The organism is Brevibacillus thermoruber 423 (assembly GCF_000454065.1).
Classification (GTDB): Bacteria; Bacillota; Bacilli; order Brevibacillales; family Brevibacillaceae; genus Brevibacillus; species Brevibacillus thermoruber.
Map to the genome: position 1 here is coordinate 436,707 of NZ_KE695652.1, position 25,639 is coordinate 462,345.

29 protein-coding genes are annotated in these 25,639 nt (G+C 60.5%); 22 read left to right on the plus strand and 7 right to left on the minus strand.

The features are described 5' to 3' along the window. Positions 1 to 4 precede the first annotated feature (4 nt). The 3 genes from M516_RS0116740 to M516_RS0116750 are packed head-to-tail and all read left to right on the plus strand — an operon-like array spanning position 5 to position 2,768. A complete protein-coding gene (locus tag M516_RS0116740; RefSeq protein WP_029100142.1) occupies positions 5 to 1,168 on the plus strand; it encodes a Ger(x)C family spore germination protein in 1,164 nt (387 codons plus the stop codon). Further along, on the plus strand, positions 1,161 to 1,397 hold the full coding sequence (locus M516_RS0116745; protein WP_029100143.1) for a hypothetical protein: 237 nt from the start codon (positions 1,161 to 1,163) through the stop codon (positions 1,395 to 1,397). The genes M516_RS0116740 and M516_RS0116745 overlap by 8 nt, the downstream gene beginning before the upstream one ends. A 12-nt stretch (positions 1,398 to 1,409) precedes the next feature. After that, positions 1,410 to 2,768, plus strand: coding sequence for a GerAB/ArcD/ProY family transporter (locus M516_RS0116750; RefSeq protein WP_029100144.1), 1,359 nt, complete (start codon positions 1,410 to 1,412; stop codon positions 2,766 to 2,768). 4 nt (positions 2,769 to 2,772) lie between these two features. Here the strand turns inward: M516_RS0116750 and M516_RS0116755 are convergent, their stop codons facing one another. The 3 genes from M516_RS0116755 to thiC all read right to left on the minus strand — a co-directional run bounded on the left by M516_RS0116755 (position 2,773) and on the right by thiC (position 5,905). After that, complete coding sequence (locus M516_RS0116755) at positions 2,773 to 3,723, minus strand: ATP-dependent DNA ligase (protein WP_029100145.1); 951 nt, start codon at positions 3,721 to 3,723, stop codon at positions 2,773 to 2,775. 178 nt (positions 3,724 to 3,901) lie between these two features. After that, complete coding sequence (locus M516_RS25700) at positions 3,902 to 4,072, minus strand: hypothetical protein (protein ID WP_162836737.1); 171 nt, start codon at positions 4,070 to 4,072, stop codon at positions 3,902 to 3,904. Positions 4,073 to 4,123: 51 nt separating this feature from the next. Then, on the minus strand, positions 4,124 to 5,905 hold the full coding sequence (gene thiC, locus M516_RS0116765; protein WP_029100146.1) for a phosphomethylpyrimidine synthase ThiC: 1,782 nt from the start codon (positions 5,903 to 5,905) through the stop codon (positions 4,124 to 4,126). Between the two features lie 436 nt (positions 5,906 to 6,341). Here thiC and M516_RS0116770 point away from each other — a divergent pair, with 436 nt between their 5' ends. Next, positions 6,342 to 7,220: a cation diffusion facilitator family transporter gene (locus tag M516_RS0116770; protein ID WP_029100147.1), complete on the plus strand. Its 879-nt coding sequence runs from the start codon at positions 6,342 to 6,344 to the stop codon at positions 7,218 to 7,220. Between the two features lie 153 nt (positions 7,221 to 7,373). Beyond that, positions 7,374 to 8,855 carry a YcdB/YcdC domain-containing protein gene (locus tag M516_RS0116775; protein ID WP_029100148.1) on the plus strand — a complete coding sequence of 494 codons (1,482 nt, stop codon included), beginning with the start codon at positions 7,374 to 7,376 and terminating at the stop codon, positions 8,853 to 8,855. Here the strand turns inward: M516_RS0116775 and M516_RS0116780 are convergent. Both M516_RS0116780 and ku read right to left on the minus strand, forming a co-directional pair. Continuing rightward, positions 8,852 to 9,988 carry a cation:proton antiporter gene (locus M516_RS0116780; protein WP_029100149.1) on the minus strand — a complete coding sequence of 379 codons (1,137 nt, stop codon included), beginning with the start codon at positions 9,986 to 9,988 and terminating at the stop codon, positions 8,852 to 8,854. The genes M516_RS0116775 and M516_RS0116780 overlap by 4 nt on opposite strands. A 43-nt stretch (positions 9,989 to 10,031) precedes the next feature. Next, positions 10,032 to 10,958 carry a non-homologous end joining protein Ku gene (gene ku / locus M516_RS0116785; protein ID WP_029100150.1) on the minus strand — a complete coding sequence of 309 codons (927 nt, stop codon included), beginning with the start codon at positions 10,956 to 10,958 and terminating at the stop codon, positions 10,032 to 10,034. Between the two features lie 133 nt (positions 10,959 to 11,091). Here ku and M516_RS23715 point away from each other — a divergent pair, with 133 nt between their 5' ends. Next, entirely contained in the window at positions 11,092 to 11,388 is a 297-nt protein-coding gene (locus M516_RS23715) for a hypothetical protein (RefSeq protein ID WP_035289960.1), read from the plus strand. Between the two features lie 73 nt (positions 11,389 to 11,461). Continuing rightward, complete coding sequence (locus M516_RS0116795) at positions 11,462 to 11,962, plus strand: GNAT family N-acetyltransferase (protein ID WP_029100151.1); 501 nt, start codon at positions 11,462 to 11,464, stop codon at positions 11,960 to 11,962. Between the two features lie 101 nt (positions 11,963 to 12,063). On the opposite strand, the gene M516_RS25705 is transcribed toward M516_RS0116795, so the two are convergent. Continuing rightward, the gene (locus M516_RS25705) at positions 12,064 to 12,207 is read right to left on the minus strand and encodes a hypothetical protein (RefSeq protein WP_176703238.1); all 144 of its coding nucleotides are present in this window, start codon (positions 12,205 to 12,207) and stop codon (positions 12,064 to 12,066) included. 381 nt (positions 12,208 to 12,588) lie between these two features. Between M516_RS25705 and rsmD the strand changes: the two genes are divergently transcribed. Continuing rightward, positions 12,589 to 13,197, plus strand: a complete 609-nt coding sequence (rsmD, locus tag M516_RS23725) for a 16S rRNA (guanine(966)-N(2))-methyltransferase RsmD (RefSeq protein ID WP_051188260.1) — start codon at positions 12,589 to 12,591, stop codon at positions 13,195 to 13,197. Continuing rightward, entirely contained in the window at positions 13,194 to 13,679 is a 486-nt protein-coding gene (coaD, locus tag M516_RS0116810) for a pantetheine-phosphate adenylyltransferase (RefSeq protein WP_029100152.1), read from the plus strand. Before rsmD ends, coaD begins: the two co-directional genes overlap by 4 nt. Before the next feature lie 4 nt (positions 13,680 to 13,683). On the opposite strand, the gene ylbJ is transcribed toward coaD, so the two are convergent. Further along, positions 13,684 to 14,913, minus strand: a complete 1,230-nt coding sequence (gene ylbJ, locus M516_RS0116815) for a sporulation integral membrane protein YlbJ (protein ID WP_029100153.1) — start codon at positions 14,911 to 14,913, stop codon at positions 13,684 to 13,686. A gap of 220 nt (positions 14,914 to 15,133) precedes the next feature. Between ylbJ and M516_RS0116820 the strand changes: the two genes are divergently transcribed. From M516_RS0116820 to fabG, 13 genes are all read left to right on the plus strand, one after another. After that, positions 15,134 to 15,928: a patatin-like phospholipase family protein gene (locus M516_RS0116820; RefSeq protein ID WP_029100154.1), complete on the plus strand. Its 795-nt coding sequence runs from the start codon at positions 15,134 to 15,136 to the stop codon at positions 15,926 to 15,928. Next, positions 15,925 to 16,992, plus strand: coding sequence for a SepM family pheromone-processing serine protease (locus M516_RS0116825; RefSeq protein WP_029100155.1), 1,068 nt, complete (start codon positions 15,925 to 15,927; stop codon positions 16,990 to 16,992). The genes M516_RS0116820 and M516_RS0116825 overlap by 4 nt, the downstream gene beginning before the upstream one ends. Before the next feature lie 85 nt (positions 16,993 to 17,077). After that, positions 17,078 to 17,593 (plus strand): YceD family protein, encoded by a 516-nt coding sequence (locus tag M516_RS0116830; RefSeq protein ID WP_029100156.1) that lies wholly within the window; start codon positions 17,078 to 17,080, stop codon positions 17,591 to 17,593. A gap of 138 nt (positions 17,594 to 17,731) precedes the next feature. Continuing rightward, positions 17,732 to 17,902 carry a 50S ribosomal protein L32 gene (rpmF, locus tag M516_RS24925; RefSeq protein WP_081656575.1) on the plus strand — a complete coding sequence of 57 codons (171 nt, stop codon included), beginning with the start codon at positions 17,732 to 17,734 and terminating at the stop codon, positions 17,900 to 17,902. Between the two features lie 275 nt (positions 17,903 to 18,177). Next, positions 18,178 to 18,942 (plus strand): DeoR/GlpR family DNA-binding transcription regulator, encoded by a 765-nt coding sequence (locus M516_RS0116835; protein ID WP_029100157.1) that lies wholly within the window; start codon positions 18,178 to 18,180, stop codon positions 18,940 to 18,942. 412 nt (positions 18,943 to 19,354) lie between these two features. Next, on the plus strand, positions 19,355 to 19,903 hold the full coding sequence (locus tag M516_RS23730; protein ID WP_238550990.1) for an ABC-2 family transporter protein: 549 nt from the start codon (positions 19,355 to 19,357) through the stop codon (positions 19,901 to 19,903). 7 nt (positions 19,904 to 19,910) lie between these two features. Then, positions 19,911 to 20,459, plus strand: coding sequence for an ABC-2 family transporter protein (locus tag M516_RS23735; RefSeq protein WP_051188261.1), 549 nt, complete (start codon positions 19,911 to 19,913; stop codon positions 20,457 to 20,459). Beyond that, a complete protein-coding gene (locus tag M516_RS0116850) occupies positions 20,456 to 21,148 on the plus strand; it encodes an ATP-binding cassette domain-containing protein (RefSeq protein ID WP_029100158.1) in 693 nt (230 codons plus the stop codon). Before M516_RS23735 ends, M516_RS0116850 begins: the two co-directional genes overlap by 4 nt. A 136-nt stretch (positions 21,149 to 21,284) precedes the next feature. After that, a complete protein-coding gene (gene fapR / locus M516_RS0116855; RefSeq protein ID WP_029100159.1) occupies positions 21,285 to 21,869 on the plus strand; it encodes a transcription factor FapR in 585 nt (194 codons plus the stop codon). Between the two features lie 21 nt (positions 21,870 to 21,890). Then, the gene (gene plsX / locus M516_RS0116860) at positions 21,891 to 22,898 is read left to right on the plus strand and encodes a phosphate acyltransferase PlsX (protein WP_029100160.1); all 1,008 of its coding nucleotides are present in this window, start codon (positions 21,891 to 21,893) and stop codon (positions 22,896 to 22,898) included. A gap of 5 nt (positions 22,899 to 22,903) precedes the next feature. Beyond that, a complete protein-coding gene (locus M516_RS0116865) occupies positions 22,904 to 23,908 on the plus strand; it encodes a beta-ketoacyl-ACP synthase III (RefSeq protein WP_029100161.1) in 1,005 nt (334 codons plus the stop codon). A 15-nt stretch (positions 23,909 to 23,923) separates the two neighbouring features. After that, on the plus strand, positions 23,924 to 24,874 hold the full coding sequence (gene fabD, locus M516_RS0116870) for an ACP S-malonyltransferase (RefSeq protein ID WP_029100162.1): 951 nt from the start codon (positions 23,924 to 23,926) through the stop codon (positions 24,872 to 24,874). After that, positions 24,868 to 25,608 (plus strand): 3-oxoacyl-[acyl-carrier-protein] reductase, encoded by a 741-nt coding sequence (gene fabG / locus M516_RS0116875; protein ID WP_029100163.1) that lies wholly within the window; start codon positions 24,868 to 24,870, stop codon positions 25,606 to 25,608. Before fabD ends, fabG begins: the two co-directional genes overlap by 7 nt. Positions 25,609 to 25,639: the final 31 nt, after the last annotated feature.

The window sequence follows — 25,639 nt, forward strand, 5'->3', positions numbered from 1 at the left end:
AGGAATGAGACGATGGATGAAGGGATGCGTTGCCGCGCTCTGCGGACTGCTGATGGCCGGCTGCTGGGACCGGGTGGAAGTGAACGACCTCGCCATCGTGATTGCCTTTTCCATCGACAAGGAGGCCAATGGCGAGTACCGCTTGTCCGTTCAGGTTCCGCTGGTGAGCAACCTGGGCGGACCGACCGGGGGCGGCGGAGGCACCAGCGGGGATAAGACCTATTACGTCGACTCGGCCACGGGCAAGACGCTGCGGGAAGCAAACAGCGTGCTTCAGGCCAGGATGAGCCGGCAGTTGTTCTACGCCCACCATCGCGTGATTGTCATCGGGGAAGAGTTGGCCCGGGACGGATTGAGCAAGGTGCTGGATATTGTGGCCCGTTTCCCGGAGAACCGTCTGACCGCGTACCTGGTGCTGGCCAAGGGGAAGGGCATTACCATGCTGCAGGCACAGCCCAGTTTTGAACGGTTCTCGGGTGAGGCGATGAGGGAACTGATCAAAAAGGAAACAATTCCCGTCACCGTCAAAGACATGGCACAGATGCTGAGCACACCTGGCGTGGACGCCTACCTGCCGTACGTGATGTCCGTCCATTCCCATCCCAAAGGCAAGTCCAAGGAGATTCAAATCCTCGGGGTGGCACAATTCCGCGGCGACAAAATGGTGGGGGTGTTCAACGAGGAAGCGGCAGGGGGGCTGCGGTGGTTTCGCCGTCAGTTTACGCCCTTCGCCACCAAGGTTGCCCTGACAGACAGGGAGAACGTCAACGTCCAGTTCGACAAGGGGAAGGCGGAAATCAAGCCTGTGATCAAGCAGGGCCGGATCCAGTTTTTGATCAATGTGTACGCCTCGGCGACCGTCATTGAAAACTTGACCAACGCGGATCTGGGCAGGGCGGCCAACCTGACTGCCCTGGAACGAAAACTGTCCATGCACATCACCGAAACGGTAAAAAAGACGCTGGCCCAGATGAGACGGCAGCGGACGGATACAATCGGGCTGGGCCTGGTGTTGGCCCGCAAGTATCCCCGGGAGTGGCGAAGCCAGTTGCGGGATGATTGGAACGAGCGCCTTGCGCAGGTGGAGTTCCACGTCCAGACCAAAGCCGAAATCACCAACATCGGCCAGACAACGGAGAACATCACAAAGGAAGATCACGATGAATAGGGTGTTCCTGGTTTTGTACGGCCTAATGCTGCTTGCGTCCCTGATCCAGTTTTTCATGAAGCGAAAAAACATGCCGGTCAAGCAGAGGCGGGTGGTGGGCTTCTTTTACCTGATCACGATCGGGTTGTTCGCTGCGCTGCAGTTTCAACTCAACGTGATCATGCCGACCAATTACCTGGCCGACGTCTTTTCCGTTGGCCTCCAGCAGTGGCTGGAAAAGATCCGGTAAGGAGGACCTGTCATGATCCATAAACAGGTGATCAATCACCGGCAGATTGCCTGGCTGATCGGCAGCGTCCTGATCACGGGGGCGTTGATCAGCCAGCCGCAAACGCTGGCCAAAATTGCCAAGAATGACGCGTGGTTTGCCTACATCATTCCGACGTTTTACGCCATGCTGGTGGCCCTGGTCTTCGCGAGGCTGACGCGGGCCTACCCCGGAAAAAACCTGTTTGAAATCATCTTTCTGGTAGGGGGCAGGTGGATCGGCGGCATCGTCAACGCCATCGTGCTGTTCTACCTGTGGCTGTTGATCGTGGCGGACATCAAGGGGGTCAGCTTCTACCTGCATTTGACGCTGCTGCCCCGGACGCCGCTGGAAATCATTCTCCTGGTGTTCGTCCTGGTGCTGATGTACTACGGCAGAACAAGCACGGAAGTGGCTGCCCGCGTCAATGAAATGTACTTCCCCGTTTTTTTTCTCATCGCCACCTTGCTGTACTTTACACTGAGCAACGAGTATGCGGTTGAACGGCTGGAGCCGGTGCTGGAGAGCAAGATTGCGGCGGTCGGCCTCATCAATCTCGTCGCGTCCGGGATGTTTGGCGACATCTTTTTGTTCGGCGCGTTTCTGCATGCCATTTCCCACTCCCGGCTGCTGTATTCCACCATGAAGCACGGGGCGATCATCGCCGGATTTTCGCTGACGCTGGTGATGGTGATTCAGTTGGGCGTGATGGGGTATCTGATCACCAGCCGCCTGAGCTTCCCCCTCCACACGCTGGTGCAGCAGATCCACATTACCGACTTCCTGGACCGCGTGGAAGTGATCCTGTTCAGCATCTGGTTTCCCGCCTTCACGATCAAGGTGGTCATCACCTACATCGCCTTTCTCGTCGGCGTCGGATCGTTCGCCGGCCAGCATCATTACGCCGCCTGCAACGGGCCGTGCGGCTTGTTCGTCGTGGTCTCCTCGCTCCTGTCGTTTCCCAAAACGGATGACGTGCTGCGCTTCATCAGCTACGGCATGCCGGCCATCAGCCTCATCCTTCAGCTTCCCCTGCTGGCATTCCTGTTTGCCGCAGCCCGCTTGCGCGAACGGGGAAGCGGACATGACCCGCTTCCCGTCCATACGAGAGAGTACAAGCGCTTCCGGACGTGGTCCTGGATCAACAAGCTGGCGCTTCTTGTGTGTGTGGTGTCGATCGTCGGCGGGGCCTTGCTGGAGGAGCGGATCAGATTTGCCGGCCTGGTCAGCGGCGCGACGTATTTTTTCTGCTATCTGGTGGCGCTGGTGAGCTCCTATCTGGAAATGCAGGCGATCAATCACCTGAAACACAAGCAGACGCAGGGGAAAGAAACAGCCGCCGCAGAGCAGTAGGAGGTCATCTCATCATCACCCTGTCCAGCCTGCAGGCGTGCGGCGGCACGTCCACAATCGCCTGGATCGATGGTTGGCGAAGCGATCGCCCTTCCGTCCATTCCGCGTACTTGATTTTGGCCGTCAGCGTGGGGGTCACCCAGAACACGTCATTGTGACGCTCGGGCTTGTTCACGAAGGGTTTTTCACGGATGACCGCAGGCATCAGCCTGTCGGTCAGCTCCCGCCACTCCTGGCGGGACAGCTTGCCCGTTCCCGCGTGGCCGATGTACCAAAACCGGCCGTTCTCATCGTAAAGGCCCAAAAGCACCGCGTTGACGACCCCGCCGTTCAAGGTGAAACCGCCAATGGCGGCAATCACATCCCGGTAGTGTTTGATCTTCAGCCACACCTCTTTTTTCGCGCCGATGAGATAGGGGGCATCCAGCCGCTTCATGACGATGCCTTCCATGCCGTGCTGCCGGATCACCTCAAACAGGGCGGTGCCGTTATCATGGGACGACACCACTTGAACGTGGCTGTTCGGTTCGATCGTTTCGGTCAGCAGCCTGAGCCTGTCCTGCAAGGAATGTTGGTTGATCCATTCCCCGTTCAGATACAGACAGTCAAAAATCATGTAGGTGATCGGCACGGTCTGCTGCATGCGGGGCACGTTCTGCATGCGGCGAATCCCGTCCCGGCGCATCACTTCGTGAAAGGAGGGCTTGCCGTCGCTTCCCAGCGCGATCACCTCGCCATCCAGGATCACGGAGTCGGCTCGGCAGTACGTGCCGAGATCCGTTATTTCGGGGTAGTGCAGGGTGCGCTCGTTTCCCTTTCGGTTGAACAGCCGCACGTTCCTGCCGTCGTGATAGGTCAGGACGCGAACGCCGTCCCATTTCACCTGGGCAATCCAGCCCGGGTCCCGGGGTATGGTGTCGCTCCCCACTGGCTCCATCGGGATAATCGGTTTCATGTTCCACCTCATCCACGTAAACGGGATTTGCCGCCGGACGGAACGAAGGGAGCCGTCCGGATCGGCCTCATCATGATTGTTCCCCAATTGGCCGGGGAAGTCTGTGCCGATTCCGCATGAGCGGCAAACAAGCGAAAGAGGCGATGAGCGGCATCCGTCTCATCGCCTCGGCTGCGGTTCAGTAGTACGTGCTTTCAGCGTACAGGCATTTGCGGCAGGTCATCGACAGCGGGCCGTCGGCAAAGTCGTGTTCGCACTCGGACTGGAGCTTCGCCAACTGCTGCTTCACCCTCAGCCATTCGGCCTCCAGCCGTTTTGCTTCCGCGAGAAGCTGTTCCGCCTGGTTCACACGATCTCCTCCTCGTCTTGCAGGTGCGCGTGCGGCGCCGGGAAGCGCCGCCTACGTGTAGAGCCGGTTCCCCCGTTTCCGGAAGGCGTCCGCCTGCTCTTTCAGCCCCTGTTCCACGGCCGTCTCCACGGTCAGGTTGTTCTCCTGCGCGTACTTGCGGATTTCCTGCGTGATGTTCATACTGCAAAATTTGGGTCCGCACATCGAGCAGAAGTGGGCTGTTTTCGCCCCTTCCGCCGGGAGCGTCTCGTCGTGGTACTCGCGGGCCCGCTCCGGGTCAAGCGACAGGTTGAACTGGTCGTTCCAGCGGAATTCGAACCGCGCTTTGGACAGGGCGTCGTCCCGCTCTTGGGCGCGCGGGTGTCCCTTGGCCAGGTCGGCGGCATGGGCGGCGATCTTGTAGGCGATCAGCCCGTTGCGGACGTCTTCCTTGTTGGGCAGGCCGAGGTGTTCCTTGGGCGTCACGTAGCACAGCATGGCCGTGCCGAACCAGCCGATCATGGCCGCTCCGATGGCGGAGGTGATGTGATCGTAGCCGGGGGCGATGTCGGTGGTAAGCGGCCCCAGCGTATAGAAGGGGGCTTCCTGACACACCGTGAGCTGCCGTTCCATGTTCTCGCGGATCAGGTGCATCGGCACGTGGCCGGGGCCTTCGATCATCACCTGGACATCGTGCTTCCAGGCGATCCGGGTCAGTTCCCCCAGCGTTTCCAACTCGGCAAACTGGGCCTCGTCGTTGGCGTCGGCGATGGAGCCGGGACGGAGGCCGTCTCCCAGCGATACGGCGATGTCGTACGTTTTCAGAATCTCGCAAATCTCCTCAAAGTGGGTATACAAAAAGTTTTCCCGGTGATGCGCCAGGCACCAGGCGGCCATGATGGAACCGCCGCGGGAGACGATGCCGGTCACCCGTTTGGCCGTCAGCGGAATGTAGCGAAGCAGCACGCCGGCGTGGATGGTGAAGTAGTCCACCCCCTGCTCCGCCTGTTCGATCAGCGTGTCACGGTACACCTCCCAGGTCAGCTCCTCCGCCTTGCCGTTCACCTTTTCCAGCGCCTGGTAGATCGGGACGGTGCCGACCGGAACCGGGCTGTTGCGGATGATCCATTCCCGGGTGGTGTGGATGTGTTTGCCCGTGGACAGGTCCATGATCGTGTCGGCCCCCCAGCGGACGGCCCAGATCATTTTTTCCACTTCCTCGCCGATGGAGGAGGTGACGGCGGAGGTGCCGATGTTGGCGTTCACCTTGACGTGAAAATGGCGGCCGATGATCATCGGTTCGCTCTCCGGATGGTTGATGTTGGCGGGGATGATCGCCCGGCCGCTGGCCACTTCCCGACGCACGAACTCAGGCGAGACGCCCTCGCGGATCGCCACAAACTCCATCTCCGGCGTAATGATGCCGCGGCGGGCGTAGTGCAGTTGGGTGACGTTTTGTCCCTGGCGGGCGCGCAGCGGCCTGCGTCCGTTGGCGGGAAAGACGGGGACGGACGCCCCCTCCCGGTTGTGCCGGTAGCCGTCGTCCTCCGGCCTGCGCTCGCGGCCGTCGTATTCCTCGGTGTCGCCCCTCTCCGCGATCCAACTGCTGCGCAGGGCGGGCAGCCCCTTGCGGATATCGGCGATGTAGTCGGGTGCCGTATACTCCCCGCTGGTGTCGTAGACGCGCAGCGGCGGGTTGGGCACTTCGCCGTTGGGGGTGATGGACGGCTGCAGGGAAATCTCCCGCATCGGCACGCGGATGTCCGGTCTGGAGCCCTGGACGTACGTTTTGCGGCTGCCCGGAAACGGCGGGACGGCCGATGCGGAGATGAAGGGGAAAGATGAAGTGGACATGAAAAAAACCTCCTTGTCACGGTTGCACGTGGCGTGAACCCTGCGGGAGGCGGAGAAGCCGCGTCACGAAAAAACGCCGCATGGAACCATGCGACGCCAGACGCAGTTGAAGAAAGAGCGTGCGCGAACAGACGCGCACCCCGTTTCTCGGTGTCAAGAACATTCCTCCGCTGGCATTACCCAGTTCAGGTTCAACGGTCGACGGCGGATCAGCCATCCTCTCAGCCTGGTTCCCCAAGCTCCCGTGCATGTGTGTAATGTTGTACGGAACCAGCTTACCACTTTCATAATATTCCGGCAAGAGGTTTTGGAGCTGTCCAACTTATTTTCCTCCTCCCTATCATGCTGACCCGGACTAAAACTGTTTCTGTAGACCCACTCGGGAGTCGTCTGGTACGATGAAGGTCGTGTGAAAAGGAGTCTTGAGGTGATGCAGGTGGATGTGTACGCGAATCTGAAGCAGGGGGAACGGGGAGTGTGGGTCAGCATTATCGCCTATGTCTGCTGCTCCCTGGTGAAAGTGGGGGTGGCGCTTGCGGCAGGCTCGGAAGCGCTGCTGGCGGACGGACTGAACAACACGACCGACGTGGTCGCTTCCGTCGCCGTGCTGATCGGCCTGCGCATTTCGCGAAAGCCGCCCGATCACGACCATCCCTACGGCCACTTTCGCGCGGAAACCATTTCGGCCCTCGTCGCATCTTTCATCATGCTGGCGGTCGGGATCGAAGTCCTCAGCCGGGCGATCTCCTCGCTGTTCAACCCGGAGATGAAAGCGCCCGACATGCTGGCCGGTTGGACCGCCCTGGCAACCGCTGCCGTCATGTTCGGCGTCTACCGCTACAACCGGCGGCTCGCGCGGGCGACGCACAGCCAGGGCTTGATGGCTGCCGCGGAAGACAACCGCTCCGACGCTCTGGTCAGCGTCGGTACCTTTGCGGGAGTGGCCGGCGCCCAGTTCCAACTGCATTGGCTGGACCCGCTGACCGCGCTCGTGGTGGGCGGGATCATCCTGAAAACGGCGTGGTCCATTTTCCGCGAGGCTGCGCACCGGTTGACGGACGGGTTTGACCGCGGAGAACTGGAAGCGCTGCGCTCCACCATCGCCCAGATCCCCGGCGTCAAGGACATCAAGGACATCAAGGCGCGCTACCACGGAAGCAGCGTGCTGGTCGATGTCGTGATTCACGTGGATCCCAGACTGAACGTGACGGAGAGCCACACGATCACCGAGGATATCGAGGCGCGGATGAGGGCCGCACACAACGTCAACGCCGTGCACATCCACATCGAGCCGGACGAACGGTCCCAGCGCTGACGACACGAAAACCTGTCACTGCCCGTTAGCGGGCAAGGGACAGGTTTTTTTCATCTTTCTGTCTTTGGTATAATGTGGATGAAACAGGATGAACATGGCAATCAGCATGGCAATCAGGGAGACAAAACGAAAGGTTTCAGGAGGTTGTGCACCGTGCGGAAACAGGCTGCAGCGGACATGGAGACTGCGCTGAACGGACTAAGGAAGCGGGCGGTTTCACTGTTTGACATCCCATCGTCGTACAGGCTGCTGATCGAAGATGGGGGGCGTCACCAAGAAGGGAAGGCCACGTTTCTCTGGGTCAAGCCCGACAGCGAGGAAGGGATTGCGGTCACGTTCAGTTCGGAGGGAAAGCTGGTTGAATTTACGCAGGATGTTCCCGACGAGTGGAATCGTCGCCCGGTGCTGCCGGTTGATGCATTAAGGCGGCGGGCGGAACAGTTCGTTTCCAGCCACGAACCCAAGGCGCTGGAAGCATTCTCTCACGTGACGGTGACCACAGAAAAAAACGGCGTCTGGGTTCACTTTCGCCAGGAGGCGCTGGGATTGCCGCTGCCGCTGTCAGGCTGCCGCGTCAAGGTGCACCAGAGCGGCGCGGTGACCGATTTTACCTATTTCGGCGTGCAGCCGCTGCCGGAAACGCCCGCACGGTTGGTGGAGGAGGCGGTGTGCGAGCGTTTCCTGGAAAACGACGTAACGCTTACGCTCGTGCTGAAGCTGCTTCCGGAGAGCGTATTCGCCGGCGGTGGAGGAACGTGGCGGCTGGTGTATGAACCGGAGCCGGTCTGCCTGACTTTTTCGGCGGAAACAGGCCCGCAGGCAAAAGCGGCGGCGGACGAAGAGGATGTGAACTGGCTCCCCCTGTCGGCTGAAGCCGTTTCAGCTTGTGAACAAGGCGTCGAATCGCTGGAGGAACTGATCGGGATTGACCCTGTCCACTACGAACGCATTCAGCAGACCGCGTTGTTCGCCGCGGAGAACCAGACGGCTGTGGTTTGGGGCCGTCGCGACCGTGTCTCGCAGGAGCCCGATCGCCCATACCGCTCGATTGGAGAGTTTTTCCTCAGGCGGCAGGAAGAACGTGCGGCCATGGCCCAGCTTGATGCGAACACGGGACGTTTGCTGAGCTTTTGGCGATGGGAAGAGGAAGCAGGTACGCTCCGCCTGTCCCGTGAGGAGTGTTTGGAGCGGGCCGTTTCCTTCCTGCGGCGGGCGGTGCCGGAACTGCTGCCCCTGCTGGAACTGGCATCGGATGTCCCGGACGAGGGAGGGGACGAGCGCCGCGAACGGGAACATTTTCGGTTTCGCGTCCGAAGAGGCGGCATCCCCTGCGAACCGGGGTTCCTCTTCGTCACGGTTCATTCCTCAACAGGGCGGATCGAACGTTTTTCCGGGCTCGATGCGCCTCCAAACGGCTTGATTCATGCGCCGATCATTCCCGCCCTGCCGCCTCGAGAAGCCCTGCGTCGTCTCCGGGAGGAAACCGTATTTCGCCTGCAGTGGGAGCGGTGCCGAGATGGCGGCCAGTCCCTCTACCGCCTGCAGTACGCGGCCGTTCACAAGGAGTCGGGACTGCCGGTCCGCCTCATTGACGCCTGCAGCGGCGAGGTGATTTGCGAAAGGCGGCACGGTTAGAGCGCTTTGGCAAAGGCGCGCTTCAACATCGGCGGCGTCACCATGGTCGTCACAATCACCACAATCAACAGCGCCGTAAACTGGCCGGCCGGCAGCAGCTTTGTCTCCAGACCGATGGCCGCCAGAATCAGGGCCACCTCCCCGCGCGACACCATGCCGCTGCCGACGGCGAAGGCGGACGGCCGGGAAAAACCGGTAAGACGTGCGCCCGCTCCGGCGCCGACCAGTTTCGTCAGGACGGCGATGACGGAAAGAACCACGATCTGCCACACCTGGCCGCCGATACCTGCAAACGATACGGACAGCCCGATGCTGACGAAAAAGACGGGCACGAAGATCGCGTAGGCGATCGGTTCCAGCTTGTGTTCCACCGCCTCCTTGAAATCGGTCCGGGAGATGGACAGTCCGGCGGCAAACGCGCCGATGATGCCAGCCACACCCAGGGATTCGGCCAGCCAGGCAAAAAAGAAGCACACGATCAACCCGGCGCTGATCACCGCCTCTTCCACGCGCAATGGGGCCAGCTTTTTCATCACCCAGGGGACAACCTTCCAGCCCAGCAGGATGATGACGGCAAAAAACGCCGCTTTCTTGCCGAGGACGAGAAGCAGTGGCGTTTCCGCGCCGCCGAGAACACTCATCAGGATCGCCAGGGCTGCGACCACCAGAATGTCGTCCACAATCGCCGCGCCGAGAATGGTCGTGCTTTCGCGCGTGTGCAGCTTGCCCAGCTCCTTTATGGTTTGGACCGAGATGCTTACCGATGTGGCCGACAGCAGCAGGCCGAGAAAGACGGCGTTGATTGGCTCCAGGCCAAAAAAACGGGCAGCCAGATAGCTGCCTGCAAACGGTACCAGCATCCCGCCGACGGCAACGGCCACGGAGGCGTTCCGGTTCCTGCGCAAATCGTCCAGATTGGTTTCCAATCCTGCGAGGAACATGAGAAGCAGGACGCCTACCTGGCTCAGCTCATGCAGCACTTCCGTACGCTCGATTACCCCCAGCACGGCCGGACCAATCAGGATGCCGCTGAGCAGCTTGCCGAGGACGGCCGGCTGCCCCAGGCGCACACTGTACTCGCCGGCCAGCTTGGTCACCAGCAGGATGATGAACACTTGAAGGGAGAAGAGCACGTTCGCTCATCCTTTCTACTAGGGAATACGGACATGCAGCGGATCAGGACGACTTCGCCTTTTTGCGCCTCAGTTTCTTGGTGGTCGTCGTGGTGGCGCCGGCGGCCGGCTCCTGAGAGGGCTCTTTGCGCGCCGCCGTCCGTTTTTTGGCGGGCGCGGCCGGCGTCGGCTCCGGCTCCAGCTTGGCGGGAGCAGACGCGCCGCCGGTTGCGGCGAGACTCTCCTTCAACGCCTGCATCAAATCGATCACGTTGGCGCGTGGAGCCGCCGGAGCGACAGCCACTTCCTCTCCTTTCCGCTTGTTCTCGATCATCGCCTGCAGTTGGCTGCGGTATTCGTCTTTGTACTTGGCCGGATCAAACGGCGTCGTCATGTTGCGGATCAGCTCCGCCGCCATCTTCAGCTCGTTGTCAGCCAGCGGGACGTCCGCTTCGGGAAGCGACGGCACCTGTGAGACGGGGCGAACCTCGTCGGGATAAAAGATGGTTTCCAGCATGATGCAGTGTTCGTACAGCCGGACCACCGCCAGACTTTGGCGGTTGCGCATCGTCAAGCGGGCAACGGCAATTTTCCCCGTTTCTTCCATCGCTGCCCGGAGCAGGGCGTACGCTTTTTCTCCGGTGTCCTGGGGGGAGAGAAAATAGCTTTTGTCAAAGTAAACCGGGTCGATTTCGTTCAGATCGACAAAATCGAGGATCTCGATCGCTTTCCGCGTTTCCGGGGCAATCGCTTCCAGATCCTCGTCGCGAATGATCACGAAGTTGCCCTTTTCGTATTCAAATCCCCGCACGATCTCCGACGCGTCCACTTCCCGCTGGCAGTGCGGGCACATTTTGGCGTACTTGATCGGCGTGTGGCACTCGCTGTGAAGCTGGCGAAAGCGGATGTCCCGCTCTTCCGTCGCGGTATGCATCCGCACCGGGATATTGACCAGGCCAAAGCTGATCGAACCTTTCCAGACCGTGTGCATGTCAGACCTCCTGTCAGGGTTTGCTGTCCGTAGTATTTGCACTACGAGTCAGCGAGCGGGAGGGAAATGCAGGTCATTTTGCTCGACAAGGCATGCTTTCTTTTTGTACAGTGAAAGCAAAAGGGGGAGAGCGATGGAAGAGTTGAAAAGCATGATCGCGGGATTGGGGCAGCAGTTGAGAGGGCTGGACGAACGGATCGGCGGGCTTGAGCAGCGGATCGGCGGGCTTGAGCAGCGAATGGACCGGTTTGAGCACCGCTTGGACATCATCGAAAGCGACTTGCGCGAGATCAAGGACCAGGTGGTGCTGATCAAAGCGCAGGTCGCTCGTAACACGGAGTCGGAGGGCGTCATTCGCGATTTGCAGGAATTGGTGAAAGAGCACGACACGGATATTCGCCTGCTCAAAAAAGCGGTGGCCAACCAGTAACAGCGCCCACCTGCACATCGCGGTGAGCAGGGGAGGTGCACGCCCGGCCATAACAGGAGGAGTGTTATTTCGCATGCTGGAAACCGACCGATTGTTTTTTCGCCCGTATTGCCCGGACGATCTTCCTTTTCTTGCTTGTCTGCTGAAAGACCCGGACGTGGTCCGCTTCATCGGGCACGGCAGGCCGAGAACGGATGAAGAGGTCGCCCGCTTTTACGATTGGGTGCAGCGGTCCTACGCTTCCGGCCTGGGGCTGATGGTGGCGGTGCGGAAACAGGATATGCGGCCCATCGGCCATGCGGGACTGGTGCCGCAGACGGTGGACGGGAAGCCGGAGACGGAGATCGGTTACTGGATGGCGAAGGAATACTGGGGAAACGGCTACGCGTCCGAAGCGGCGAGAGCGTTTCGCGAGTACGCGGCAGCGGCGAAAGGGCTGAGGAGATTGATCTGCCTGATTCAACCGGGAAACGCCGCATCCGTACGAGTTGCCCAAAAGATCGGAATGATCCGGGAAAAAGAGATTGTCATCAGGGAGAAACAGGTGCACGTTTACGCGTGGGAACAGTCCTGACAACGCCCGGCGCAAGGCACATCCCCGGCTGCGCTGCTTCATCATCCAGCCGATTCCGATACAAAGCCAGCCGTTTCTCATCACGGCTGGCTTTCCGTCATTTACTGCCCGTGTTTGGTCACATCAGACTGGTCGGCTTCCGACTGCATGCGGCGCGCCGCTTCCGTGCCGACGCCGGTGCGGTCGGCGAGGGACTGGGCGGCAGAGGCTTCCTGTTTTTGCTTCGACGGCCGTTTTTCTGCCATGGGGTCCGCCTCCTTTTTCGAATAGTGTGCCGCCCGGAACACAAAAAAATACCCCACCGCCATTGGCGATGAGGCAGCGGTTTAACTTCTCCCCAAGGGAGATTGGGCACGGCATGTTCCTATCAGACACGCAGCGCGCCAAAGTAAACCGCCTTTCAATTATGGGAGAGGAGAAACCGGAGGAAGAGCTTATGGGGAAACGTAAGTCTTCTCCGCGGTTGTCAGCGACACCGTTGCGTCGCTATCCATATTCTTTGCCAGACCTTCCAGCTCTTATACATGGACGGCGCAATTTTTTTCCACGGCACAATTTTACGCGGCAGACCGGTTGTGTTAGTATGAAATCATTCTCATTCTCCATACATACAAAGGTGAGGCATTATGCGAGTCATCGCAGGTGAACACAAGGGGCGCAGGCTGTTGGCCGTCCCCGGCAAAGGCACGCGGCCCACGACCGACAAGGTGAAGGAATCCATTTTCAATATGATCGGCCCGTACTTTTCCGGCGGCTGGGCCCTGGATCTCTATGCCGGAACCGGCGGGCTGGGGATCGAAGCGCTCAGCAGGGGAGCGGAACGGGCCGTTTTCGTGGAACGGGACGCAAAAGCGCATGCGGTCGTCAAGCAAAACATCGCCGCCTGCCGGCTGGAAGACCGTTCCGAGCTGTACCGCACGGATGCTTCCCGGGCGCTGAAGGCACTGGGGAAACGCGGCGTCGCGTTTGACCTGGTCTTTCTCGACCCGCCGTACGCCCAGCAAAACATTGCCGAAGACCTCCGCGTCATGCAGGAATTGGGACTGCTTGCGGACGGGGCGTGGATCGTGGCGGAACACGACAGCGCCATCCGCCTGCCGGAAACGATTGGCCGCTGTGTAGTGGAGCGCGTCGCCACCTACGGGGAGACGACGGTCACGCTCTATGCCCACGAGCTGGAAGAACACGATCACGCCGAGCAAACGGCGTCGGAAGGAGAGGCATCCATCTCATGACCATCGCAGTATGCCCAGGCAGTTTTGATCCCGTGACGAACGGACACCTCGACATCATCTCCCGCGGGGCCAAAATCTTTGACAAGGTGATCGTCGCGGTGTTGATCAACGCCAAGAAACAGTCCCTGTTCAGTGTGGAAGAACGCATCGAACTGCTGCGCGAGGCGACGGCCGGCCTGGCCAACGTGGAAGTGGAATCCTTCAACGGCCTTTTGATCGACTACGTCCGCCAGCGTCAGGCGCGGGCGGTGATTCGCGGACTGCGGGCCGTCAGCGATTTTGAGTACGAGATGCAGATGGCTTCCATCAACAAGAAGCTGGATGATCATGTCGAGACGCTGTTCATGATGACGAGCCATCGCTATTCCTTTCTCAGTTCCAGCATCGTCAAGGAACTGGCCCGGTACGGCGCCGACGTGAGCGACCTGGTGCCGCCCGTCGTGGAGCGTGCGCTGCGCGTCAAATTTGCCGCACAATCCTGAGCGATCAATGTGTCTGGTGCCTGCTGGCGAGGCGCACGAGCAGGCTGAGCAGGGCCAATGCGGCGAGAATCACGACGGCGATCAGTCCGGAGTGAAGCAGGGTATCCCACCAGCCCATGACCGGAATCCCGGACGTGGACGGCAGAAAGACCGGGACGCTGCTTCCCCTGAACCAGGAAGATGCGGTGAGCGGTTCCCACGCCAAAAAGGTGAGCGCCGCCGAAAGGGCCGCGTGAATCGCGCGGGCGAGCAGGTACGGCGCCACCCTGAGATCCGTCTGGCCGAGGATGCTGGCCACCTGGGCATGCACGCTCAAGCCGCCCCAGGAGATGACCGCGCTGGCGATGGCCGCCTGCCAGATCATCGGGACGGATGCGGGGACTTCACTCGCGGCCTGTGCGCCAAGCGTGACCTCGAAGAGACCGGCGATGATCCCGTTGGAGAGGGCGGGCGGCAGACCGAGCGGACCGAGCAGCACCGCCAGCAGGCTGCTGAGAAACCGGGTCAGGTTGATGGTGGCGAAAAGCTGAATCAGGACGGAAAAGACGATAATGAAGCCGCCGATCATCAACAGGGTGTGCAGGGCGGACTGGACCGCTTCCCCCATCAGTCGGCCAAACGGTCGGCGGTCGCGCAGACGCGCCCGATGCATCGCCTGCAGCGCGCGGAGCGGCAGGGGAAGCCTGTTTTTTTCCAGCGGCTTGCTCAAGGGAGCGTACGGTGCGTAAAAGCGGTACATGAGCCCGATCAGGACGGCTGAGACATAATGGCTGAACGCGAGGACGACCCCGATCTGCTCGCTGTGAAAAAAGCCGATGGCGACCGCGCCGATGACGAAAAGCGGGTCCCCTGTCGTGGTAAACGACACGAGCCGTTCTCCTTCCGCCTGGGTCACGCTGCCCTGTTCCCGCAAGCGGGTCGTCAGCTTAGCCGCCACGGGATAGCCGGAGGCAAAGCCCATCGTCAGGACGAAGCCGCCCGTCCCCGGTACGTTGAAGAGCGGACGCATCAGCGGTTCCAGGAGGACGCCGGCGAAGTGGACGACACCGACGCCCATCAGAATCTCGGAGAGAACGATAAAGGGCAGGGTGGAGGGAAACACCACCTCCCACCAGATTTTCAAGCCGCGGAGCGCCGCCTCAAACGACGTCTGCGGGTGCGACACCAAAATGACGACGAGGGCAATCGCCGACAAGGCGAACAGCAGCGTAAGAAACAGAGAGCGGCGCGACATAGCTACCTCCTATACCAGCGAATGAGCAATGGGAAACCCCGGCGGGCCCTGCAGCCGGCGATGGTGGTGCCGCAGTGCTCATGGGCGGCGTGGCAAGACCGGCGACCGGCCGAGATAGTACATGTCTACGTGACCGAACCAAAAACTATGCTCCGCCCGTCTGCTTTGTCCGAAAGGATCGGCGGTACCCTGCATACGTTTGTGAGAGGGGGAGTGGCGCATGGGAACAACGCGCAAACCGAAAGTGGGACTGGCGCTCGGCTCGGGAGGAGCCCGAGGCTTTGCCCACATCGGTGTGCTGAAGGCACTGGAGGCAAACGGCATCGAAGTTGACATGCTGGCCGGAAGCAGCATGGGCAGCTTGATCGCCGCCGTGTACGCCAACGGCATCGAGCCTCACATGATGGAAAAACTGGCGCTGAACCTGAAGCGAAAACATTGGCTGGATCTGACCGTTCCCAGTCTGGGGTTCGTCGCGGGCGAAAAAATCAAGCAGTTGATCCGCCTGCTGACCCATGGCAAACGCATCGAAGAACTGCCCAAAGAGCTGGCTGTCGTCGCCACCGACATCGAGACGGGGGAACGAGTCGTCTTTCGGGAGGGGCCGGTGGATCAGGCCGTTCGGGCGAGCATTTCCATCCCGGGCATTTTTGTACCCGAACGGGTGGGAGACCGCCTGCTGGTGGACGGCGGGGTCATCGATCGGGTGCCGATCACGGTCATTCGCGACATGGGGGCCGATCTCGTCATCGCCGTCGATGTCGCCCAGTTTGACACGCCGATGAAGGTCACCACGATTTTTGACGTGATCGCCCAGACGATCGACGTCATGGAGCGGGAGATTCTGCGGCATCAGATTTTGGCTGCCGATCTCGTAATCCGTCCCGATGTTGGACACTATAGCAGTATCGCGTACACCGGCGTGGAGGAGATTATCGCCCTCGGCGAACGCGCCGGACTGGACTCTGTGGAACGGATCAAGGAATTGATCGCCGACTGGGAGGCAAAGCAATGAGTGAGGAGAGGCTGATTACGCGCAACCGGACGGGCCGGGGGGCACATTCCATTCCCTGGCTGTTTGTGCTGGCCGTCGTCCTGTTGGGGATGGTGTTTTTCGTGCCGACTCCGTACTATGTGACGCGGCCCGGTTCCGCCATTGAACTGGCCCCGATGATTGACGTCGAGGGCGGGAAAAAGGACGAATCAGGGGCGTTCATGTTGACGACGGTCAGGATGGGAGAGGCCAATCTCGCCTGGTATCTCTACGCCCATCTGTCTCCCGACGCGGAGCTGATGAAAAAGGAACTGGTAGTCGGCAGCGGCGAGAGCAACGAAGACTTTACGAAACGGGAGCTGGCCGTGATGGACAACTCCCAGAAGATCGCGGAAGCCGTCGCGTTCCGCCTGGCCGGATACGATGTGAAGATCGAGAACCAGGGCGTTTGGGTGATGGGCACGATCGAGGGCATGCCGGCGAAAAACGTGCTGCAGATCGGCGACGTGATCGTGGCGGTGGACGGCCGACCGACGCGCGAAGCCAAGGATCTGCTCCACTACCTGTCGACCAAAAAGGCGGGCGACCAGGTGGAAGTGACGCTGATCCGCGACGGCAGGGAGGAAAAGCGCAAGCTGGCCCTGGCACCGCTGCCTGATTCCAAAACGCCCGGCCTCGGCATCCGTCCCGACAACAAACAAGAGATCATCGTCCCGAAGCGGGTCAGCATCACTGCCCAAGGCATCGGCGGTCCCTCGGCGGGGCTGATGATGACGCTGGAGATTTACGACCAGTTGAACAAGGAGATCGACCTGACGCGGGGATACAAGATCGCCGGGACCGGTACGATCTCGCCGGACGGTTCGGTTGGCCGAATCGGCGGCATCAACCACAAGGTCGTGGCCGCGGACCAGGCGGGAGCCGACATTTTTTTTGCGCCGGACGACGCCGAGGGGCCGGTGTCCAATTACCAGGAAGCGCTGGCGACGGCCAAGCGGATCGGGTCCCGGATGCGGGTGGTCCCGGTCAAAACCGTGGACGACGCGCTGGCTTTCCTCAAGGCGCAAAAACCGAAAGGCTCGTAATGCGGATGAGCTGTCAAGGAAAATTGGTTGACAAAGCAAAGGGCAAAGGCTATAATCATCCTTGTTGTGCTTGAGGTGAAAAGGTGTGAACATCAAAGTAAACGATTTGGACCATCGAAAAGGTGAGCCGCTGCCGTTTCGGCTGACGCTGGACGCCGACGAGCTGAAGCGCCGCCATCAGGAGATTCGCGGGCTGACCCCTGTCGAAGCGAGCGGCGAGGCAGCCAAGCTGGGCAACCTCTACTACGTGAAAGGCGAGATGAAGTCGGACGTGGACTTTGTCTGCGCGCGATGCCTGAAGCCTTTTACCCGGCACACGGCCGTGCCTTTTGCGGAAACCTTCGCCCCTGCCGATTCTGCGGAGGGGGAGGACGAAGAAAGCGACATTCTGCCGCTGGAAGGCGACGAGATCGAACTGGACCCGCTGCTGCAGGAAGATTTCCTGCTCGCCATGCCCGCCTTTCCCCTGTGCGAGGAAGACTGCAAAGGACTGTGTCCCACGTGCGGAGTGAATCGGAACGAGCAGGCGTGCGAGTGCAAAAACGAGCGGATCGATCCGCGTTTGGCCGGACTGGCTGACTTCTTCAAAGACAGCAAGTAATGCTTATGTTTTCAAGATGGGACAGCCGATCCGTCGATCGAGCGTCTCATTTTTGAAGGATGGCGGAAGCGTTCGCGCCTTTACCATCCACCCAATAGAGCTTCTTAGCATTTGCCAGTTGAAGGAGGTGTAAGGAAGATGGCAGTACCTCAGCGGAGAACTTCCAAAACCCGTAAAAGAATGCGTCGTACGCACTTCAAATTAGAGATTCCAGGCATGATCAAATGCGATAACTGTGGCGAATACAAGCTTGCGCATCGCGTTTGCCCGAGCTGCGGACACTATAAAGGTGTAAAAGTAGCGAAGTAAGAAAAAGCAGGGTGAGAAATCACCTTGCTTTTTTCATTTTGGGGGACGGGAGAAGCCGGAGGTCCCGGCTCTTGTCGTTCATGCCCCGTATTCGCGCGAGGTCCATGCCCGATTCCGCACAAGGTCTCCTTGAAAACGCGGAAAAACATCCACGTTCCAAGTAATATCGCTTATATTTACTTACAAACACTTGTTTTTACTTGTGTGTTTGCCGTACATCGCTTACAATGAAAGTAGAAGAATAAGGCCGACGAATGGACGGAGTTGAACCCTGGATGTATCAGGAAGAGAGGCTGGCCGCGATTATGCGGCATCTGGAACAACATCGGCGCATCAGCGTGCAGGAGATTGTGGAACACTTCGGCGTATCCCGCGATACGGCCAGGCGCGACATCGTCAAGCTGGAGGAGCGGGGAGCCATCTTGCGGACGCGCGGCGGCGCGATCCTGCCAACGCTCTCCAAGAAGGACTACAGCTACCAGGAACGGCTGCAGATGGACGTAAGCGGGAAGCGGAAGATCGGCGAGGCGGCCGCCCGCCTCATGAAAGACGGGGACTACCTGCTGATGGATGCCTCCACCACTGTCCAGTTTGCGGCGGAATGCATGAAAACGACGGGCCATGTGGTCATTACCAATTCGTTTGAAACGGCTGCGCTCTTGGCTGGACGACCAGGCATCCAAGTAAAGCAGTTGGGCGGAGACGTGCACGCCGAAGGACGGTACGTGTACGGCTCGAGAGCGGTGGAGATGCTCGCCGATTACCATGTGGACAAACTGCTCGTGGGCGCCTGTGGAATAACGGCGTCGGGGCTGGTTTCCACCTCGGAGGAGCACGGGTTTCTCATCAAGGAAATGATGAAGCGCGCGGACCAGGTAATCGTTCTCGCCGACCATTCCAAGTTTGGGCGCAGCATGCTGTACCGGATCGCCGACCTGGGCCGGATTGATCTGATCGTGACGGACCGCGCCCCCGAACAGGAGATCGCCGAGGCGCTCCGCGTCCATGAAGTGGAACTGATCGTAACCGGTTCGGAATGAATCGGACTAAAGGCGGGGATAAACTTTGTCTGGCTGGCGTGATCGGGTGAACCAGCGTGACAGCAGGCAAATTTATCAAGGGAAGCTCTCTTACGGGGCTTCCCTTTTCCATGGATTCATCTCCGCAGGAGTTCGATAGAAACCATTCCGTTCGCAGTTGGGAAGATTCGTCCTCCGCAGCATTTCCCGTTGACACCTTTTCCTCATGTTGGTAAAATCGTTCCTCTGACTCTCTGTGGAGGCTTCACATTTGTTTGCAAGCCGCCGACGCTGTGTCGAGGGGGGATCGGATGGTTTACTGGCGCATTGTCCGCAGCAGTTATCGACGCAATCTTCAGTATCGTCTGTCACATCTGGTCAACAATCTGGCAAGCGCGATCTTCGGGCTGGTCTACATCGCCATCTGGGCGGGGTGCTGGCGGGAAAGGAAGCGAGCAGCCCGTACGACATCCGGACGATGGCCGCCTACATCAGCCTGTGTCAATGCGTGCTGTGGGTGAGCGTGTTTCTTTCCCCCGGACTGGGCATTCAGACGGGAGTGAGAAGCAGTGCCGTCAGCCTGGATTTGATCCGGCCGATCAACTACATGCTCTACGTCCTCAGTCACGAGCTGGGCAGAATCGCCTACAACGCCTGTTTCCGCAGCGTGCCCATCGGCCTTGTCCTGGGGATCGCGGTCGGATTCCGGCTGCCAACGCATCCGGCTGTCTGGCTGTGGACCGCATTGTCCCTGTGCCTGGCCGTCTATCTGGGACTGCTCCTCTTTTACCTGGTCGGGATCACCTCCTTCTGGACGACGGAAATCCGCTGGGCTCACTACATTCTCATGTCGCTTGTGCTCGGCATCGGCGGACAGATGATCCCCGTCGATCTGCTGCCGGGCGTGCTGGGGGAGATCGCCCCGTATCTGCCGTTCGCCGGGGTGCTACCGGCTGTTCGCGCCGGAACTGCACGAGTTTGAACGGTATGTGCTGCAGGGCGAACTGGATCAACTGCTGATCCGCCCCCTCTCGCCGCTCGCGCTGCTACTGACGCGAAACCTGGAGCTGGGGTGCATCGGCGGGATTGTGCAGGGGCTCGTTGTTTTTGGCGTCGCCGTCGCCGGGCTGCACGCACAGGGGAAGCCGGTGTGGGACGTCGTGCTGTACGCGCCCGTGGCGCTGCTGTCGGGCAGCGCGATCTTTTTTGCCCTCTCGCTTGCGACCGCGACCCTCTGCTTCTGGACGCACCAGACCAAGGACCTGCAGACGTTTACCCTCTACGCCCCGGCCAACGCGTCCAACTATCCCGTCAGTCTTTATCCGGGGTGGCTGAAGGGGCTGTTCTTTTCCGTAATCCCGGTCGCCTTTGTCAACTACGTGCCGATGCGCTACCTTCTCGGCAAGGGCGGAGACTGGTATGATCCGCTCCTGACGCCGCTGGTCGCGGCGGCGTCGGTGTTTGTCGCGGTGCGCTTCTGGAACAGGGGCATTCGGGCGCCTACCACAGTACGGGAAGCTAGGTGGGATGCGAGATGATTGAAGCGAAAAACGTCAGCAAATCGTTTTTTCTCCCCGCGCCCAAAACGGGGCCGCTGGCTTCGCTGCGCGCGCTGTTCAGCCGCGAGCGGGTGGAGCGGAAAGCGGTGGACGACATCTCCTTTACCGTCGGCGAGGGAGAGTTCGTCGGGTACATCGGGCCGAACGGAGCGGGGAAGTCGACGACGATCAAAATGCTGGCCGGCATTCTCCATCCGTCCGCCGGCAGCATCCGGGTGGCGGGGTACAGTCCGCAGACCCAGCGAATCCAGGTGGCCGGCCGGATCGGCGTCGTCTTTGGCCAGCGGACGCAGCTCTGGTGGGATCTGCCCGTACGCGAATCGTTTGTGCTGACGACGCACGACATGGACGACATCGAGCAGCTCTGCGACCGGATCATCGTCATCAACCACGCGAAGAAGATCATGGACGGAAGCATCGCCGACCTGCGGGCGCAAATCGGGCTGCCCAGCGTGATTCACGTGGAGTATCGCACACAGCCCGGCGACATCCCGCTTCCGGAAGGCGTGGAGCGGATCGAGCGGAGCGGCTGCGAAGTGACGGTGTATTTCGACAAGGGGAAAACCTCGTCCCCCCGCCTGCTGGCGGAAGTGGCTAAGTGGGGAGAGCCGCTGGACATCTGCATGAAGGAGCCGAGCATCGAAGAGGTGATCAAGCGCATCTATTGACGGGGGACATCTTTCCCGTTTTTGCCGACTGCGGCGATCTTCGCTTGTCATTCCGCTGCTTCTCCCTTATACTTGATTAGTACCTGGTATTAAAAACTGCTCGCAACTTATGAGATCGAATACGGACGCCGAGGGGGTGTTACCCATCGCCCGCTTGCCAAAGAAAGACCGCCAGACCCGTTTGGTGCAGACGCTTCAGGAAAATCCCTTCGCCACTGACGAGGATCTGGCAGAGTTGTTTCAGGTCAGCATTCAAACAATACGGTTGGACCGCCTGGAGCTGGGCATCCCGGAACTGCGGGAGCGGATCAAGTCGGTGGCGGAAAGGAGCCTGGACCCGGTCAAATCGCTGGGGATTGACGAAGTGATCGGGGAAATTGTCGACCTGCAGCTCGACGTACAGGCCATCTCCGTGTTGGAAATCAAGGAAGAACATGTCTTTGCACGGACGCAAATCGCCCGTGGACACTACATATTCGCCCAGGCCAACTCGCTGGCGGTGGCGGTCATCGACGCCGACGTGGCGCTGACCGCCTCTGCCCGCATCCGCTTTGTCCGTCCGGTCCGGCTGGGGGAAAAGCTGGTGGCCAAGGCCGTTGTGCGCAGCCGAAACGGGGACGAATGCAAAGTGCGGGTGGAGACCAAGGTGCAGGGAGAGCTGGTCTTTACCGCCACGTTCCGCGTCGTCGGCATGTCCGATGTCGCAAAGCGAAATGGATGACAGCATAAGGAGGAGACACGGTTGCGAATTGCATTGGATGCGATGGGAGGCGACAACGCGCCGCGCAGCACGGTGCTGGGCGCTTTGCAGGCAGTCAGGGAGGATTCGTCGCTTGAGGTGGTGCTGGTCGGCGACGAGCAGGCGATTCGACGCGAACTTCCGGGGGAGCTTCCTGCAGGATTGGAAATCCACCCGGCGTCAGAAGTCATTGAACCGGACGACGAACCGGTACGGGCCGTCCGGCGCAAAAAAGGGGCGTCGCTCGTGGTGGCCGTCGAACTGGCCCGGGAAGGAAAAGTGGACGCGGCCATTTCGGCGGGCAATACGGGAGCGTTGATGACGGCCGGCCTGTTGTACGCGGGACGTATGGAAGGCATCGAGCGGCCGGCGCTGGCGGCGTTTATCCCCAATATCAAGGGGAGGGCGACGCTGACGCTTGACGTGGGAGCCAACATGGACGCCAAGTCCCATCATCTCTTCCAATACGCCGTGATGGGCAGCCTGTACGCGGAAAAAGTGCTCGGCTTCGAACGCCCGACGGTCGGTCTCTTGAACGTCGGGACCGAAGAGGGCAAGGGGAACGAACTGACCAAGGCCGTCTTTCCGCTGCTGGCCCAGGCCGACCTGCACTTCGTCGGCAACGTCGAAGCGCGCGACGTGATGCAGGGAGCGTGCGACGTGCTGGTCTGCGACGGCTTTGTCGGCAACGTGCTGTTGAAGGCGATGGAAGGCACGGCTTCCACGATCTTTTCCGTGCTCAAGCAGGAGTTTACTTCCAGCCTGATTAATAAAGTAGGTGCGGCCATGTTGAAACCGAGCCTGGTCCGCTTCAAGCAGCGGATGGATTACGCCGAATACGGCGGCGCTCCGCTGTTGGGTCTGCGCCGGCCCGTGATCAAGGCGCACGGATCGTCCGACGAGCGCGCGATCAAAAACGCGATTGCCAGCGCCGTCCGCTTTGTGGCTGAGGATGTGAACGGGTTTATTCAAGACGCACTGCAGAAAAACAAATCGGGAGAAAGCGAGTGAAACCAATGAAGGAATTGCGCCCCGTAGGGATTTTGGCGACAGGTTCCTACACGCCGGAGAGGGTGTTGACCAATTTTGACCTGGAAAAAATGGTAGAAACGTCAGATGAGTGGATCGTCACTCGCACCGGAATCCGCGAGCGCCGCATCAGCGCACCGGATCAGGCGTCGTCCGATCTGGCGTACGAAGCGGCCAAAAAAGCGCTGGCGAAAGCCAAGATCAGTCCGGAAGAGCTGGACATGATCATCGTCGCCACCGTTACGCCCGACATGATGTTCCCTTCGACCGCCTGCATCCTGCAGGAGAAGCTGGGCGCTTCCCGAGCGGCCGCGCTGGACGTATCGGCGGCCTGCACCGGGTTCCTCTACGGGATCGCCACGGGCAGCCAGTTCATTGCCAACGGAATGTACCGTTACGTGCTCGTCGTCGGGGTGGAAACCCTGTCCAAGATCACGAACTACAAGGACCGCAACACCTGCGTGCTGTTTGGCGACGGCGCCGGTGCGGCCCTGCTCGGACCGGTGGGCGAGGGCTTCGGATTCCAGGCGTTTGAGCTGGGCGCGGACGGTTCCGGCGGACCGCTCCTGTGTCAGCCTGCGGGCGGTTCGCGGATTCCGGCCTCCAGCGAATCGGTGGAAAAAAACCTGCACTACATCTCGATGACCGGCAGTGAAGTGTTCAAATTTGCCGTCCGCGTCATGAATTCGGCGACGGAAGCGGTCCTGGAGAAGTCGGGGACGCCGAAGGAAGCGATCGACCTGCTGGTTCCCCACCAGGCCAACAAGCGGATCATCGACGCGGCCATCCAGCGCTTCGGCCTGTCGGAGGACAAAGTGGCGATCAACCTGGACCGCTACGGCAACATGTCGTCCGCTTCCATCCCCGTCGCGCTGGACGAAGCGGTGGAGGAGGGGCGCTTGAAAGAAGGCGACAACGTCGTCCTCGTCGGCTTCGGCGGCGGTCTGACGTGGGGAGCGGCCCTGTTGAAGTGGTCCACCACACCGGCTTAAAGGAGGAAATCGTTCATGAGCAAAGTGGCATTTGTCTTCCCGGGACAGGGGTCCCAGTTCGTCGGGATGGGGCGGTCGCTTGCAGAACAGTCCGCAGCCGCCCGCGACGTGTTTGAACGTGCGGACGAAGCGCTCGGCTTTTCGCTGTCGTCCCTCTGCTTTGAAGGACCGGAAGAAGAGCTGCGGCTGACGGTCAACACGCAGCCGGCGATCCTGACGACCAGTGTCGCGGTCCTGGCCGCGCTTCGGGAAAAACGGGCGGACGTGACGCCGGATTACGTGGCCGGCCACAGCCTGGGCGAGTATTCGGCGCTGGTAGCCGCCGGGGCGATGGCGTTTGCCGACGCGGTGAAAGTGGTGCGCGCCCGCGGCCAATTTATGGAGGAAGCGGTGCCGGCCGGACAGGGAGCGATGGCGGCCGTCCTTGGCATGGAGCGGCAGGCCCTGCAGGACGTCTGCGAAGCGGTGACCGCCTCCGGCCATCCCGTTCAGCCGGCCAATATGAACGGCCCCGGACAGATCGTCATCTCCGGTACGGCGGAGGGCGTGCGGCTGGCCGGTGAGCAGGCGAAAGCGGCCGGCGCCAAACGCGTCCTGCCGCTCAATGTCAGCGGCCCGTTCCACTCCAGTCTGATGCAGCCCGCGGCGGAAAAGCTGAAGGCCGTGCTGGCCGACGTGGACGTGAAAGACGCCCGGGTGCCGGTGGTGGCCAACGTGTCCGCCCGTCCGGAGACGGCAGCGGGGGCGATCGTCGACAACCTCGTGAAACAGGTGGCTGCTCCGGTACTGTGGGAGGATTCCGTCCGGTGGATGGCGGATCAGGGCGTGACCACCTTTGTGGAGATCGGCCCGGGCAAGGTGCTGGCCGGCCTGATCAAAAAGATTGCGCCGGCGGGGACGACCATCGTTTCCGTTCAGGATATGGAATCGTTACATGAACTGTTGAACGGAGGGGTATTATGCTAGCAGGCAAAACCGCGCTGGTCACCGGCGCTTCCCGCGGCATCGGCCGTGCGATCGCGCTTCGGCTGGCGGAAGCTGGGGCCAACGTCGTGGTCAACTACGCCGGAAGTGAGGCGGCGGCCGCGGAAACGGTGGCCAAGGTGAAGGAACTGGGGCGCGAGGCGATCATGATCCGCGCCAACGTGGCCAACGCCGAAGAAGTAAACGAGATGTTCAAAGAGGCGCTGGAGCGCTTCGGCACCATTGACATTCTCGTCAACAACGCCGGCATCACGCGCGACAATCTGCTGATGCGGATGAAAGAGGAAGAATGGGACGAGGTGATCGCCACCAACCTGAAAGGCGTCTTCAACTGCCTGAAAGCGGCCACCCGTCCGATGATGAAACAGCGTTCCGGCAAGATCATCAACATCACCTCCGTCGTTGGCGTGCTGGGCAACCCCGGCCAGGCCAACTACGTGGCAGCCAAGGCCGGCGTGATCGGATTGACGAAGACGGCCGCGCGCGAACTGGCGTCCCGCGGCATTACCGTAAACGCGGTCGCTCCCGGTTTTATCGACACGGACATGACCGCGACCCTGCCCGAGGACGTCAAGGCGTCCATGCTGGGCCAGATTCCGTTGGGCCGTCTCGGCCAGGCGGATGACATCGCCGGGGTGGTCCTGTTCCTCGCCTCGGACGCGGCCAACTACATGACCGGCCAAACCCTGCACGTGGACGGCGGCATGTACATGTGAGGCGCGCGCGACACGCTCGAGCAGCAAGAGC